We start from the raw sequence: 15,018 nt of genomic DNA, 5'->3' as shown, positions 1-15,018 counted from the left end.
TGGTTAGGCCTTATCCTTGCCCGGAGGCGTTTTGTCCAACGCTTTGACAGCATGGGCGGCGACCGGCCGGTCCATGTGCTGGCGCAGTTCGTCGAGCGCCTGCGCCGTCAGTGCGGCACGACCGCGCGGTCCGTTGAAATATTCCTGTATCCAGGGGTGATCGAGTTCCATCAGGTTCGGCACCGTGTCGACGGCGATGACCTTCTTGTCCGCCAGCACCGCCACCCTGTCGCAGATTTCGTGCAGCGTATCGAGATCGTGGGTGATGAGGAAAACGGTCAGTCCCAGCGTTTCCTTCAGTTCCTTGGTCAGCCGGTCGAAGGCCGATGCGCCGATCGGATCGAGGCCCGCGGTCGGTTCGTCCAGGAACAGCAGTTCCGGGTCGAGCGCCAGCGCACGCGCCAAGCCTGCGCGTTTCTTCATGCCGCCCGAAAGCTCGCTCGGGTATTTGCTGACCGCTTCTTCGGGAAGGCCGGAGAGCATCACCTTGTAGCGCGCGATTTCGTGACGCAAATCGTCGGAGATGTCGGGGTAGAACTGCTTCAGCGGGACTTCGACGTTCTCGCCCACCGTCAGGGTGGAGAACAGCGCGCCGCCCTGGAACAACACGCCCCAGCGATCGCGCACGCCAAGCACCTCGTCGGGCTCTGCCTCGGTGATCGACTGGTCGAACACCTTGACATTGCCGCCCGACGGCGGCTGCAGGCCGATGATCGAGCGCATGAGTACGGACTTGCCCGTACCCGAACCGCCCACCACGCCGAGGATTTCGCCGCGCCGGACCTTGAGGTCGAGATCCTCGTGCACGGTCTGCTCGCCGAAGCGATTGATCAGACCGTCCACGACGATGGGATAATCGCCGCGAAAGCGCTCGTGCTTGGCCTTGCCGCCCTCTGCCATCACGCCCACCCGATTTCGGTGAAGAAGACCGCGAAGAACGCGTCGAGCACGATAACGGCGAAGATTGCGGAGACCACCGAGAGCGTGGTGCGCTTGCCGACTTCTTCGGAATTACCCTTCACCTGCATCCCGTTATAACAGCCCGCCAGTGCCACGATCAGGCCGAATACCGGCGCCTTCACGAGACCGACCCACAGATCGTAGGTCGGCACGACTTCCTGGATGCGGCTGAGGAAGGTCCAGAAGGGAATGCCCAGCATGGTGTCGCCGATGACCGCGCCGCCGATGATCGCCATGCACGAGGCGTAGAAGCCGAGCAGCGGCATCATCAGGACGGCCGCCAGGATGCGCGGGATGACCAGCGCCTCCATCGGGGAGATGCCGATCGTGCGCATGGCATCGATTTCTTCGGTCAGCTTCATCGTGCCGATTTCGGCGGCAAAGGCGCTGCCCGAGCGGCCGGCGACCATGATCGCGGTCATCAGCACGCCCAGCTCCCGCAGCGTGATTCGCCCGACGAGGTTGATCGTCAGCGTTTCCGCGCCAAACTGCGCCAGTTGGACCGCGCCTTGCTGCGCGATAACGATGCCGATAAGGAAGCTCATCAGGCCGATGATCGGCAGGGCCGACACGCCCACAAGCTCCATCTGGCGGAACAAAGCGACCGTGCGGAAGCGCCGCGGATTGCGGATCAGCGAACCGGCAGAGATAAGCAGCGCGCCGAGGAAACTCACGACCCCGACAATGCCGCTGCGGGCATTGAAGATTTTCTCGCCCATCGCCTCGGGCACCCGGCTCCAGAACGGCAGGCGCGGCGCGGAAAGCTTCTCTTCCCCGCCGAGGCCCGAAATCGCGTCCAGCAACCGCTGCGCCCGCGAGCTTGCCCCGGTGATTTCCGCATCGTGTTCGGTCGCCAGCGTACAGGCCAGCCACGCGCCGACGGTATCGATTTCCGACACGTCGGAAATGTCGATCGTGGCGACGTTTGCGTCCACCGTGCGCAGTTCGTCGTCGACCGCGCCGATCGTGGACACGAGATAGGGCCCGGTGAGCACCAGCGCGGAGCCCCCGTCCCCCTCGACGATCTCGAATTGTGCAAGCCCTGTCATTCGGCCCCCCGTATGGGCGGATTTCACTCGCCAAACAAGCACGTAAGCGCGCAAGGGCTATATCCCGTTGCATCGCACAATGCGCACTGGCATTGGCACCAGCATGACCACCGAGCTTTCAAAGACCTTCGATCCCGCCGATATCGAGCAGCGCTGGTACGCGCATTGGGAGGAAAACGGCCTGTTCCGCCCCGAGCGGCCCGATGCCCAACCCTTCACCATCGTGAACCCGCCGCCGAACGTGACGGGCTCGCTCCACATCGGTCACGCGCTCGACAACACGTTGCAGGACGTTGTGATCCGTTACGAACGCTTGCGCGGCAAGGATGCGCTGTGGGTGGTCGGTATGGACCATGCCGGTATCGCCACGCAGATGGTCGTCGAACGCCAGATGGAGGCCAACCAGGACAAGCGCACCAATTACTCGCGCGAGGAGTTCGTCGACAAGGTCTGGGAATGGAAGGCGGAAAGCGGCGGTGCAATCACCAAGCAGCTGCGTCGCCTCGGCTGCTCGATGGACTGGTCCAGAGAGCAGTTCACGATGGACGAGCATTTCTCGAACGCCGTGCTCAAGACCTTCGTCGATCTCTACAACGACGGGCTGATCTACCGCGACAAGCGGCTGGTGAACTGGGACGTCAAGCTCAAGACCGCGATTTCCGACCTCGAAGTGGAAACGGTCGATGTGAAGGGCGGCTTCTGGCATTTCCGCTACCCGCTGGCAGACGGCGTCACGACGTCGGAAGGCAAGGATTACCTCGTGGTCGCCACCACGCGCCCCGAGACCATGCTCGCCGATATGGCGGTCGCGGTTCACCCCGATGACGAGCGCTACAGGTCGGTCGTGGGCAAGGACATCCTCCAGCCAATCACCGGCCGCCGCTTCAAGGTGGTGGCCGACGAGCACGCCGATCCGGAACTCGGCTCGGGCTGCGTGAAGATTACGCCGGGTCACGATTTCAACGACTTCGACGTGGGCAAGCGCGCGGGCTTCGCTCCTGCCGAAATGCTCAACATGCTCGATGCGGAAGGCAATGTCTGCCAGACGGCGGACGGCTTGGTACCGGAAGAATTCCTCGGCCTGCACCGCTTCAAGCGTGACGGCGTCGACGGCGCACGCGAGCTGGTCGTTGCGCGCATGAAGGAACTCGGCTTCCTCATCCCGCATGTCACCAAGGACAAGGAAGGCAACGAGGTCGAACACGACGCCGAACCGCGCACCATCGCGACGCCCTTCGGCGACCGCGGAGGCGTGGTGATAGAGCCGTGGCTGACCGACCAATGGTATGTCGATGCCGAAACCCTCGCCAAGGCGCCGATCGAGGCGGTGAAGGACGGCACCATCGAAATCGTCCCGAAGTCGTGGGAAAAGACCTTCTTCAACTGGATGGAGAACATCCAGCCCTGGTGCGTCAGCCGCCAGCTGTGGTGGGGTCATCGGATCCCGGCCTGGTATGATGCAGAGGGCAATCCCTACGTCGCAATGACCGAGGAAGAAGCGCAGGCGAAGGCAGGAGAAGGCGTCGCCCTGACCCGCGACGATGATGTCCTCGACACGTGGTTCTCTTCCGCGCTCTGGCCTTTCGCGACGCTCGGCTGGCCGGACAAGACCGACCTGCTGGACAAGCACTATCCGAACGATTTGCTGATTTCCGGCTTCGACATCCTGTTCTTCTGGGATGCGCGCATGATGATGCAGGGCATGCATCTGACCGGCAAGGCGCCGTGGCCGCGGCTGTACCTCCACGGGCTGGTCCGCGCCGCCGACGGGGCGAAGATGTCCAAGTCCAAGGGCAATGTCGTCGACCCGCTGGGCCTGATCGACCAGTATGGCGCGGATGCGCTGCGCTTCTTCATGTCGGCGATGGAAAGCCAGGGCCGCGACATCAAGATGGATGAGAAGCGCGTGGAGGGCTATCGCAACTTCGCGACCAAACTCTGGAACGCGACGCGGTTCTGCCAGTCCAACGGCATCGGTGCGAGCACCAGCATCGCCGCACCCGCTGCCACGCAGGCCGTCAACAAGTGGATTATCGGCGAAGTCGTCGAGACGAAGAACGCGCTCGAACAGGCGATGGCCGATTTGCGCTTCGATGCCGCCGCGAACACGATCTATCACTTCGTGTGGGACCGGTTCTGCGACTGGTATATCGAGCTTATCAAGGGCAATTTCGACGAGGAAACCAGGGCCGTCGCCGGCTGGGCGCTCGACCAGATCCTCGTCATGCTGCACCCCTTCATGCCCTTCATCACCGAAGAGCTGTGGTCGAAGCAGGGGGATCGCCGCGACTATCCGCTGATCACCGCCAAATGGCCCGATCCGCAAGCCGAAGTCGATGCGAGCGCCAAGGCCGAAATCGACTGGCTGATCGCGCTCACCAGCGCGGTGCGCACGGCGAAGAACGAACTCGGCATCGCGCCGGGGGCGAAGCTCGAAGCCTATTGCCCCGCCCCGTCGGCGCTCGGCCGCAAGGTCGTGGAAGAGAACGCCGCCGCGATCGAGCGTCTCGCGCGCCTCACGCCGGTCCGCTTCGAAGAAGCGCCCGGCGGTGCCGCCATGCAGGTCGCTGCGGGCGACGATGCCTTCATCGTGCCGCTCGAAGGCGTCATCGACATCGAGGCGGAAAAGGCGCGCCTGACCAAGGCGATGGAAGCCTCCACGAAGGAAGCCAAATCGCTCGAAGGCCGTCTGAACAACGCCAATTTCGTCGAACGCGCCAAGCCCGAGGCAGTCGAAAAGGCGCGCGCCGACTTCGCGCATCACACGGCCGAGATCGAACGGTTGAAGGCAGCACTGGCGCGGCTGGGCTAGGAAATTTTCCTACCCGGCCCGGCTGTGGCACAAGACAGGCATGAACACCGCTCGCCCTCGAATTCTCCGCGCCAAGTGTCACCCTGGCGGGGACGCTGCATTTGCCAGCGAATCCAGTGCTTTGATGGCTGTGCCGCCGGGTGACACGGTGTCGCCTTCGTCGCCTTCGGAGATCGCCCGATGGCGCTAGTCCTCGCCACGGACGATACGGGTGGGCCTGAAATATTCGCCTCCGTGCAGGGCGAAGGGCCGAGCGTGGGACGGCCCGTCGCGTTCATGCGCCTGTCGCGCTGCAACCTTGCCTGCGTGTGGTGCGACACGGCCTACACCTGGCATTTCGAAGGCGACAATCGCCCGCACCGCGACGATCGGACTTTCGAGCGAAAAGCCAACCAGGTCACTCTGGACGAGGCCGAGGTCGCCGAGCGCATACTCGCGTTGGGGCAGGACCGGCTGGTGATTACCGGCGGGGAGCCGCTGCTGCAGGCACCGGCGCTCGCCAAGCTGCTGGACCACCTGCCCGATATCAGCGTGGAGATCGAGACCAACGGAACGACCAAGGCCCCGGTCCCGCTCGACATCCGCATCGACCAGTTCAACGTCAGCCCCAAGCTGGCGCATAGCGGCAATCCGGCGGACCTCGCGCTGATCCCCGAGCGGCTCGACGCCTACGCCACCGACCCGCGCGCTTTCTTTAAATTCGTGATCGCGGAGCCTTCCGACGTGGATGAGGTCCTCGCGCTCCACGAACGCTATCGCTTCCGCCCCGGCCATGTCTTCCTGATGCCCGAGGGCACCGACAGCGAAACGCTGCGCACCCGCGAGAAATGGCTGGCCGATCTATGCCTCAAGCACGGCTTCCGCATGAGCGACCGCCTGCATATACATTTGTTTGGAGACACAAGAGGGACGTGATTTTTTCGCACCCGCCTCCGCGGGTGCGTCCTCGCTAGACGTGCAGCAAGCTGCACCCGCTGCGGGCGGCCGGTCGGCCTTGCCTCGCCTTCGGCTCGGTCAGATCGCCTGCCGCGAGACCCTCACTAACCCTGGCTGCGCCAGCGCTGGACGGTCCGCTGGACGATGTCCTCCTCGCCGCCGCTCTGGCTCCACATCTCGACGAAACTCGGGTCTTCCGAAGCCGGGCGCTTGACCTCTTCGAGATTGTCGAAGCTGACGCGGATCGGGATGGCGACACCCTCGCCGCAAATGATGCACTCGCGGTTGCGGAGCGCGGGAATGGCATCGAGAAAACCGCGCGCACCTTCGGGCATCGCGGCGCGCACGAAGTCCTGGTCGCGGTCGTTGTTGAGACGCATGGAGATGATCGTACCGCACTGCGACAGCACGCCTTCTGCAAGGTCGGACGGACGCTGCGTGATGAGGCCGAGGCTGATGCCGTACTTACGACCTTCCTTCGCGATCCGCGACAGGATGGTGCCGACAGAGTTGCCGTCGGCGTTCTTCTCGCTCGGCACGTAACGGTGCGCTTCCTCGCAAACGAGGAGGATCGGCGTAGTTTTTTCCTCGCGGCCCCAGATCGCGAAGTCGAACACGAGGCGGCTGAGCACGGCAACCACGGTCGAGGTGATGTCCGAAGGCACGCCCGAGACGTCGATGATCGAGATCGGCTTGCCGCCAGCGGGCATGCGGAAGATCTTGGAGATGAAGTCGGCCATCGTGTCGGCGACCAGCATGCCGGAGAACATGAACTGGTAGCGCGGGTCGGTCTTGAGCTCCTCGAGCTTGTTCTTGATCCGCATGTAAGGTGCGGAGTTGGTTGCCTTGTCGAGCTTGCCCATCGCGTCTTGGATCGCGTTCGACAGGTCCGACAGCAGGTACGGAATGGGCGAATCCACCGTTATCTTGCCCATCTGTTCGGCAAGGCGGCTTTTCTGGCGCGCCTTCAGCAGGCAGCGGGCGAGGATATCCGCGTCGATCTGCCGGTCGTTACCATTGCTGGTCAGCAGGACTTCGCAATGCTCTTCGAAGTTCATGATCCAGTAGGGCATCTGCAGGTTCGACACGTCGAGGATGACGCCGGTCTGGCGGAATGCGGAAGCGTACTCGCCGTGGGGGTCGATCATGACGATGTGACCTTCGGGCGCTGCCTCGCAGATCCGGTGAAGGATCAGGGCTGCACTGGTCGATTTACCCGTACCGGTCGAACCGAGGAGGGCGAAGTGCTTGCCCAGCATCGCATCGACATAGATGCCGGCGCGAATGTCCTTGGTCGGATAGACCTTGCCGATGGTGACCGCGCTGCGGCCATCGCTGGCATAGACCTGTTTGAGGTCGGCGGTGCTTGCGGGATAGACCAGCGCGCCGGGGACCGGGTAGCGGGTCACACCGCGGCGGAAGCCGTGGAGCCTGCCGGTCAGCTTCTCTTCCACGCCTTCGCCGAGGAAGTCGATATTGGCGAGGATGCTGCCCGCCTTGCGGTCCTGTTTCTGGTTGCGGACGCTGGCGAGCAGCCAGCTGTTGCCGACGCGGATCTTGATTTGCGAACCGACCTGGCCGGCCATGGCAACGGACGGATCGCTGTCGTCGGCGCATTCGGTCAGGCGCTGCAGGTCGATGGCTACCTGCGAGCCGGAGCCTGCGATTTCGAGGACCACGCCAATGGGCTGCATCGCATTGTCGCTGTCGCTTCCCTGCTCGGGGGCTTCGTTACGGCTTTGCTGCGGCTCGGCAGGAGCGGCGACGGGCGCGGGTGCCGCCTCTTGGCGGGGTGCAGGTTGCGGCACCGGGCGTTCGGCCTGTTCCTGGGCAGGAGCGGGCGCATGATCCTGCCGAGGGGCGGCAGCTTCCTGCGGGGCGGGCTGATGGGCGCTTGTAGCCGGAGATTCGACTTCCGGCTGAGCCTGAGGCTGCGTTTGGGGCTGGTGCACATAGCCGGAACGCGATGCAGCAGGAGCGGGTTGCTGGGACTGTTCGGAACGGCGAATGCGGTCACGCAGGCTGTTCCCCCGCGGCTGCGGCGGCTCCGCGCCGTCTTCCTTTGCCGGGTCGAAAGTCCGGAAATTGCCCTTGCTCATGTCGTTCATAACTCGGCCCACATCCCTCGTGCAGATCACGCAAAATTGCAGGGGTGGAATGCCGCAGAACGGTTAAAATCGCGTCAACGATGAACGGGAATCTGGCCTCAGAGACGGGCGAACAGGCGACCCGCGCCCCAGCCCATTCCGACCGACAGCAGCACGGCGATGAGGCCGTAGGCAAGACCCCATTCGTTTGCGCTGTCCTCGACGAAACGTTCGAAACCGACCTTCTTTACCTCGACCTCCGAGACGGCCGAGGCAATCACGCGGCCTCTCGTGACGGCGAATGTCTCTGCGGTATAAGTGCCGGTCGTCACGTTGGAGGGGAGTTCGATGCGGGCCTGGTAGAGCACGCTTTCGCTGATCTGCACGCCGCCGAAATCTTCGCGGTACAGGCCGAGCCTGCGCTTTAGGTCCACGAGGCCTGCGGCAAAACGCCGCTGCTCTTCAGGATCGAAAGATCCGCTGGGCGACAACTGGATGTAGTTCGTGCCGAATTCGTAAATCGCAGCCGTCTTGTCATCGACGATCTCGGTAATCGGGCGAGAGGAGGCGACCGCGAAATAGCTGGGCACGGAGCGGAAATCGCTGCTCTCCGCATTCACCCAGACTCCGATGAAACGCTCTTTCTCGCGCAGGCGGATCGGTTCGCTCGGCCCCTTGAGGACCACGACGATGTCATAGTCCTGTCCCGCCCGGCCCGCAGGGTCGAGGACGGCGCCGAACAGCAGCAATTCCTGGCCAACGAAGCCCTGCCTCACCTGCACCTCGTGCTGCGAGACTTCCGGAACGAGGACCGGATCGCGCTGCCCCATCAGGAAGAAGGCAGCAACAAGGAGCAATGCCGCCCTCACAGCGGGTAGACCGTGTAGATTTCATCGGGCCGGTAAAACAGGCCGAGGAACATGCGGAAGGCCACCAGCAGCACGATGGCGGCGAGGACGAGACGCAGCGCCTCCGGCTTGGCCTTCACTGCGAATTGCGAGCCGATCTGCGCGCCCGAGACCGAACCCAGCAGCAGCAGCGCGACCAGAACGATGTCGACCGCTCGCGTCGTGACCGAGTGCATGATGGTGGTCGCGATGGTAACAAAAAGGATGTTGAACAGGCTGGTGCCGACAACGACATTCGCGCTCATGCCCAGGATATAAAGCATGGCGGGTACGAGGATGAACCCGCCGCCTACGCCCATCAGCATGGTCAGTATGCCGACCACGATACCCACGATTAACGGCGCTAGCGGAGAAATATAAAGGCCTGACCCGTAAAACCTCCAGCGGAACGGAAGGCTGGCGACAAGCGGGTGGTGGCGCCGCCGCGCGGCCTGCGACCCGCCGGTCCCGCGCAATGTCTGGATCGCCTCCTTCGCCATCAGCAAGCCGATCGAACCCAGGAGAACGACGTAGAGCGCATTAATCACCACGTCGATCTGGCCAATCGAGCGGAAGAAATTGAACAGCAGCGCTCCGAAGCCGGACCCGATCACGCCGCCGCCGATCATGACGGCGCCCATGCGATAATCGACGCCGCGACGCTTGGAATGGGCGATCACGCCGGAGACGCTGGCGCCGGTGACCTGGGTCGAAGCAGAGGCTGCAGCCACAGTCGGGGGGATGCCGTAAAAGATCAGCAGCGGCGTGGTCAGAAAGCCGCCGCCCACGCCGAACAGGCCGGACAGGATGCCCGTCAGCGCCCCGAGCGCGACGATTACCAGTCCGTCGACGGACAGGTTTGCAATGGGGAGGTAGACATCCATTGCGCTGCCCTATCGCAGCACCTCGCTCTATTAAAGCTGAACCGTGTCAAAAGCCCGTCGAAAGGGTAAAAGCCGGTCCGTTTTCAGGTTCGGCATCGCCGGCGACACGGATCCGGTAATCGAGCGAAACGCGCGCGGATACCTCGCCAACGCGCAGATCCATGCTCGTCGAAGGGCCGACATCGAGACGGCTCGCGCCCTTCTGTGCTCCGCCCCATATGCCGGCGCCTGCACGAACATCGGCATTCACCGCCGCAAGGTCGAAGCGTGCCACTTCGCGCTCTGCAACGGCCAGCCCGTCGACAAAGGCGCTTGCATCGCGTCCGGCGACATAGCCTGCCTGCGCGTAGCCGCGCATGCCGATCCCAAGGGGAAGGCTTTTGCGCTCGAAGCCCACGGTTGCGAAGACAGCCGGGCGCACCTCCGCTCGTCCCCGACGCTCTGAAAGACGCGCCTCTGCGTGGAAAGTGACCGGTAAATCACCAACGGGTCGGGCACGCAGACCAAAAGCCGCCTCGGTTTCAAGCGGCTCGCGCAAGGCTGCGCTGGCCCTCAGGTAAAGCGCCGGATCGTGACCGGACGCACCATCGAGATGATAGGCAAGCACGCCTCCAAGCTGGCTGCCCCCGTAGCTCGCTGGCCGTTCGCCGCCTGAAAATGCCGTCTTTCCGGCGCCGCGCAGCAGAACCCATCCATCGAACCGCCAAGGCTTGCGATCCTCGCGGACGGATTGTGGCAGCGGCACTGCCGCGCGCTCCACTCTCGAACTCCGGTCGAGGGCCTCGGCGACGCTGGTCGGCATCGGCAAGCGGGACATGGCGGCCATCCACACGAGGTTATGCCCGGTCATCGACCTGCCGGGGGCGAAACCCGACGGGCGATCGCCGCTTGCCGGCAGTATCGACGGTGGCGGAGCGGTCAGTGAGACTGGCATCGCCACAGGTGGAGCGTCGATCAGGGCTGACGGCTTCTGGGCCTCTGCGATCGCGCGGTCATAGAGCGCACCCGGTCGATCCTGCGCCGGCTGGCCGATGGTACGCAGTATTTCCTGAGGCCACGGGTTCTCCCACATCGCCAGCCTCAACGTCATCCAGCCGCCAAGGAGGACGAGCAGGAAAACCAGCGGCTGTCCGCGCCTTGTCGTGGCAGAATGACTCATGCGTAGGCTGCCGATGGAGCCGCGAGAGAGGGATGGTCGTGATGCTGGGTCTTGTCCCACACGATCGGCGCCCCGCGCAGGCTGCGCCAATATGCCACGAGCGCGCGGCGTCCGCTCATGATGGCGATCACGTTGGAGACGACGACCCGCGGTATCGCGAGCAGTCCCTGCTTCAACCCGTACTCGCGTCCGGTGAAAAGCGCCCGCATGGCCAATCGCCAGAACAGGCCCAACATTGTAAAGACGAGCAATGCCTGCAGTAGCGGTGACGGTTCGATGGGTGCGATCAGTCCGGCGGCCGCGGAAACCTGCGAGATCACGGACACCAGCACCAGCAAGTAGGCGACGGCGAGAACCAGCGCTGCCATCGGCCCGCGCCTGTCGCGCAGGGTCATCCAGCGTTCCATCAACGAGCCGCGCCAGCCGAGCCGGTCCCATCCCTGTAGAGCAATTCCGTGGGTCCAGCGGGTTTTCTGCCGGACGGCCGCAGACAGGTCGGACGGGAAAAACGCCCGTGTCGCCACCAGCCTGCCGTGGGCGGTCCGTGCACGCAGGAAACGGCCCGTGCCGCCGAGCGCTCCGATCCGCTGGCCCAGCTCGTAGTCTTCCGTCAGCGATGCGGCCGCGAAGGGTCCGCCTTCATGTCTCTGCGCCAGGCGAGCGAGCATCGAGCGTCTGATCGCCGAACCGACGCCTGCCCCCGGCACAGAAACGCCGAGAGCATCTCGTACGACCATGGCTTTGGCATGAGATTCCGCGAATTCGTCCGAATAATGGCCCGCGATCCAGGGTGAATCGGATTGCGGCAGCGCCATGACCGGCAATTGCACGAAGTCGTCCTGCCAGATCGCCCTGTCGAGCAGGACAAGCGCGACAGGATCGACCATATCCTCCGCATCGTGGAGCACGACCATATGCGCCTTGGTCCGCAGCCGCGCCTCGTCATCGCATAGCGCCTGATAGAGACGGTTGAGGCAGTGCGCCTTGCTGGTCGGCCCGTCGTCACCGACGATCACGACGCGGATCCGATTGTCCTGACGCGCTGCGACCGCCACGGAGGCGATCGTCGCCGGGTCGTTGCGATAACAACCGACATATATGCGCACATCGTCCTGCGGCCAGGCTGCGAGCGCATGGGCTAGGGTCGGCCCGATCACGGCATCTTCTTCCCATGCGGGAATGAACACGGCAGCCATTCCGGAAAGGTCCTGGCGAGCATATCCGCTGCTCCCCACCTCCACCGGTTTCGCTCTTCCCGTAAGCCTCAGCCAGCCATAGGTGAGGTCGATCGCGAGTTCGTCGATCAGTCCGATTGTGAAGAATACCGCGGCAAGCAGCAGCAGCTCGTGCTGAAGCAACGCAAGCCATTCGGCAGACGTAAATTGTGCGACCGGCAACCCTTTATCCCCCTGTCGCGTTCCTAACCTGCACATTCGCCCCTTGCAACGCACGATGCTTTGCGAAAGAGAGCAGGCGCTATGAGTAACCGCCCTTCACCGATCCGCCTCGTATTTGCTCCTGTCCGCGCGCTGTTCGTCAGCGATGCATCAGCGGGCATCCTGCTGATCCTGGTCGCCATAGCCGCAATGCTGGCGGCGAACTCTGCGCTGGCCGAAGATTACCACCACCTGTTCCATGGCGAATTGTTCAGTGCCGACGTGTTCAAACTGAACACGCTGCACCTGTGGATCAACGACGGGCTTATGGCGATCTTCTTCTTCGTCGTCGGCCTTGAGGTGAAGCGCGAGTGGATCGAAGGCCAGCTGTCCGACAATGACCAGCGCAAGATGCCGGTCCTGGCCGCCGCGGCAGGGATGGTTTTCCCGGCTCTGGTCTACCTGTTCTTTGTCAACGCAGAAGGCGCCGGTGAACTGACGCGCGGCTGGGCAATTCCGGCAGCTACCGACATCGCCTTCGCCATGGGCGTGCTGGGCCTGCTGGGCAGCCGGGTGCCCGCCTCCCTGCGCCTCTTCCTGCTGACGGTCGCAATCGTCGACGACATCGGTGCGGTGCTGGTCATCGCGCTGTTCTATACCGCCAATCTCAAGGTCATGTGGCTGCTAGCCGCGGCAGTCGTCGTTGGTATCATGCTGGCGATGAACCGTGCGCGCGTTTCGGCTTATACGCCGTTTATCCTGATGGCGGTCGTGCTGTGGTTCCTGGTGCTGAATTCGGGCGTCCACGCCACCATCGCCGGGGTCGTGGCGGCGCTGACGATCCCGATGCGCGGCAAGGACGACGACACCATGCTCGAACATCTCGAGCACGGTCTCGCGCCGTGGAGCGCCTATCTCATCGTGCCGGTTTTCGGTTTTGCAAATGCGGGTGTCGAAATCGGCAATCTCGGCATGGAAGGCATTATCGCACCGCTGCCGCTGGCGATTGCCGCAGGCCTCTTCTTCGGCAAGCAGGTCGGCATCCTGTCGGCCATCTATGCCGCCGATCGCCTCGGCTTCGCGCCGCGACCGGATGGCGCCAGCTGGACCGAAATCTGGGGCGTCTCGATCCTCTGCGGGATCGGCTTCACGATGTCGCTGTTCATCTCCGGCCTTGCCTTCGCCGGAAACGCGCTACTGATCGAGGAAGCCAAGATCGGCATCCTGATGGGCTCCTTCGTGTCGGCGGTGGTCGGCTACACCATCCTGCGGATGACCACCGACCATCCCGACGACGAGAAGTCGCCATATCTCGATAAGGAAGACCTCTGAGCCAGGAGGCTCACCAGCTGCCGGTATTTGGCATGCTGACCCAGGGTTCGGCGGGATCGAGGTAACCGTCCTGCAGCAGCTCGATGGAGATACCGTCGGGCGTGCGGACGAAGGCCATGTGCCCGTCGCGCGGAGGACGGTTGATCGTGTACCCCGCATCGACCAGCCGCTGGCAGGTCTCGTAGATATCGTCGACGCGGTAGGCGAGGTGGCCGAAATTGCGGCCACCGTCATATTCTTCCGGATCGCTGCCGTCCTCGGGGGGCCAGTTATAGGTCAATTCGACCTCGGCGATGCCTTCTTCTCCGGGTGCTGCGAGGAAGATGAGGGTAAACCGTCCCGTCTCGCTTTCCTTGCGGCGGACTTCCTTCAGGCCGATCAGGCCGAAAAAAGCGACGGTGGCGTCAGGATCGCTGACGCGGATCATTGAATGCAGATACTGTGTCATGGGCGCCAGATAGGTGATGTCCCGAGCAAGGAAAAGGGGCGCATTCTTTCGAATACGCCCCGTGCCGTTTCCCGCCAGCGAGTTCTAGAAACTGGCGGTCACGGTTCCCACAATCGCATCGTCGGTAAAGCCGTCGATCGAAGGTCCTTCGACGCCGACATAGGAAATGCCGACTTCGAGCGGGCCCGCCGCATAGCTGGCACCGATCGACCAATCGATACCGGTTTCGTCCGTATCCCCAGCGAGCAGCGGCGGCGCAAGAACGCCGTCGGTGTAGCCGAGATGGCCGGTCACGGTCAGCGGCGTGCCGGGCAGACCGGTGCTGAGGTCGGTATAGATGTAAAGGTTGTCGTCCCCGCCGAGCGAATCCTGTTCCCAGGCATAGGCTGCGCCGACGGTTGCTTCTGCCGGACCGAGGTTGAAGCCGATAGAAGCATAGGGCTCCCAGTAATCGGTATCGAGGCCGAGTTCTTCGGACGGGTAGAGATAATAGAGCAGGCCGACATCGACGCTTACGCCTTCGCTGAGCTGGCCTGACCACCCGCCGTAAATATCGAATTCCATTTCGCCGTAGGACGGGCCACCATCGATCGATGACGCCCAGACGCCGGCATAAAAGCCGCTATCATGCGCGATATCGAGCCCGCCCTGGATAGCCGGATCGCCGCCGGACAACGATACGCCGCGGAAACGGTAATCCGTCACCAGCGACACATTTGCCGAAACGGTTACGCCGTCGGCATCGGTTTCGTCCTGCGCAAGAGCGGGGGAAGAAAGGCCGCATGCAAGAGCGGCGAGCGAAACGGCCAGTCGGCCGCGAAAGGACGTGAGCATATTCGAACTCCTTGGGTTCGGTTTGGTGCTTCGTCCCACCTGCGTACTCGCCGGGTCCCGGTTTTTAGAAAGGGCTCCTCGGTCGAAATCGCAATGATCGTGCAGCAACGCTTGATTCGGCGCAAGATTACTTGGGCTAGTTTTAGCTATCGCAACATCAAGCGTGGCTATTGTGCAACTGCGAAGGCGTTAAGCTGGCGCTCAGCGCTTGCCGCTATATCGGCTGTGCACTAGATGCGCACTGCCGACAGTGC

The 15,018-nt window shown here is 63.2% G+C and carries 12 protein-coding genes; 3 read left to right on the top strand and 9 right to left on the bottom strand.

Annotation, left to right across the window (positions count from 1 at the left end; all coding sequences use genetic code 11):
- Positions 1 to 3: 3 nt before the first annotated feature.
- Both K3179_RS08445 and K3179_RS08440 read right to left on the bottom strand, forming a co-directional pair.
- A complete protein-coding gene (locus tag K3179_RS08445) occupies positions 4 to 900 on the bottom strand; it encodes an ABC transporter ATP-binding protein (RefSeq protein ID WP_221563970.1) in 897 nt (298 codons plus the stop codon).
- Complete coding sequence (locus K3179_RS08440; RefSeq protein ID WP_221563968.1) at positions 900 to 2,009, bottom strand: MlaE family ABC transporter permease; 1,110 nt, start codon at positions 2,007 to 2,009, stop codon at positions 900 to 902. The genes K3179_RS08445 and K3179_RS08440 overlap by 1 nt, the downstream gene beginning before the upstream one ends.
- A gap of 103 nt (positions 2,010 to 2,112) precedes the next feature.
- On the opposite strand from K3179_RS08440, the gene K3179_RS08435 reads away from it, so the two are divergent.
- Positions 2,113 to 4,821 (top strand): valine--tRNA ligase, encoded by a 2,709-nt coding sequence (locus K3179_RS08435; protein WP_221563966.1) that lies wholly within the window; start codon positions 2,113 to 2,115, stop codon positions 4,819 to 4,821.
- Between the two features lie 180 nt (positions 4,822 to 5,001).
- Positions 5,002 to 5,736: a 7-carboxy-7-deazaguanine synthase QueE gene (locus K3179_RS08430; RefSeq protein WP_221563957.1), complete on the top strand. Its 735-nt coding sequence runs from the start codon at positions 5,002 to 5,004 to the stop codon at positions 5,734 to 5,736.
- A 125-nt stretch (positions 5,737 to 5,861) separates the two neighbouring features.
- Here K3179_RS08430 and K3179_RS08425 read toward each other — a convergent pair whose 3' ends face one another.
- The 5 genes from K3179_RS08425 to K3179_RS08405 all read right to left on the bottom strand — a co-directional run bounded on the left by K3179_RS08425 (position 5,862) and on the right by K3179_RS08405 (position 12,207).
- Entirely contained in the window at positions 5,862 to 7,865 is a 2,004-nt protein-coding gene (locus tag K3179_RS08425) for an ATP-binding protein (RefSeq protein WP_247712912.1), read from the bottom strand.
- A gap of 98 nt (positions 7,866 to 7,963) precedes the next feature.
- Positions 7,964 to 8,674 (bottom strand): TIGR02186 family protein, encoded by a 711-nt coding sequence (locus K3179_RS08420; RefSeq protein WP_221565463.1) that lies wholly within the window; start codon positions 8,672 to 8,674, stop codon positions 7,964 to 7,966.
- A 35-nt stretch (positions 8,675 to 8,709) separates the two neighbouring features.
- Positions 8,710 to 9,615, bottom strand: a complete 906-nt coding sequence (locus tag K3179_RS08415; RefSeq protein ID WP_221563955.1) for a sulfite exporter TauE/SafE family protein — start codon at positions 9,613 to 9,615, stop codon at positions 8,710 to 8,712.
- Between the two features lie 46 nt (positions 9,616 to 9,661).
- Positions 9,662 to 10,774 (bottom strand): hypothetical protein, encoded by a 1,113-nt coding sequence (locus K3179_RS08410; RefSeq protein WP_221563953.1) that lies wholly within the window; start codon positions 10,772 to 10,774, stop codon positions 9,662 to 9,664.
- Positions 10,771 to 12,207, bottom strand: coding sequence for a glycosyl transferase family protein (locus tag K3179_RS08405; protein ID WP_221563951.1), 1,437 nt, complete (start codon positions 12,205 to 12,207; stop codon positions 10,771 to 10,773). The genes K3179_RS08410 and K3179_RS08405 overlap by 4 nt, the downstream gene beginning before the upstream one ends.
- Before the next feature lie 45 nt (positions 12,208 to 12,252).
- Here K3179_RS08405 and nhaA point away from each other — a divergent pair, with 45 nt between their 5' ends.
- A complete protein-coding gene (gene nhaA, locus K3179_RS08400) occupies positions 12,253 to 13,482 on the top strand; it encodes a Na+/H+ antiporter NhaA (protein WP_221563949.1) in 1,230 nt (409 codons plus the stop codon).
- Positions 13,483 to 13,492: 10 nt separating this feature from the next.
- Here nhaA and K3179_RS08395 read toward each other — a convergent pair whose 3' ends face one another.
- Positions 13,493 to 13,930, bottom strand: a complete 438-nt coding sequence (locus tag K3179_RS08395) for a VOC family protein (RefSeq protein ID WP_221563947.1) — start codon at positions 13,928 to 13,930, stop codon at positions 13,493 to 13,495.
- 84 nt (positions 13,931 to 14,014) lie between these two features.
- Positions 14,015 to 14,764 carry a TorF family putative porin gene (locus K3179_RS08390; protein ID WP_221563945.1) on the bottom strand — a complete coding sequence of 250 codons (750 nt, stop codon included), beginning with the start codon at positions 14,762 to 14,764 and terminating at the stop codon, positions 14,015 to 14,017.
- Positions 14,765 to 15,018 lie beyond the last annotated feature (254 nt).

Source organism: Qipengyuania intermedia (genome assembly GCF_019711615.1).
Lineage (GTDB): Bacteria > Pseudomonadota > Alphaproteobacteria > Sphingomonadales > Sphingomonadaceae > Qipengyuania > Qipengyuania intermedia.
The sequence above is the reverse complement of the archived record's forward strand: the minus strand, read 5'-3'. Positions and strand labels throughout refer to the sequence as shown.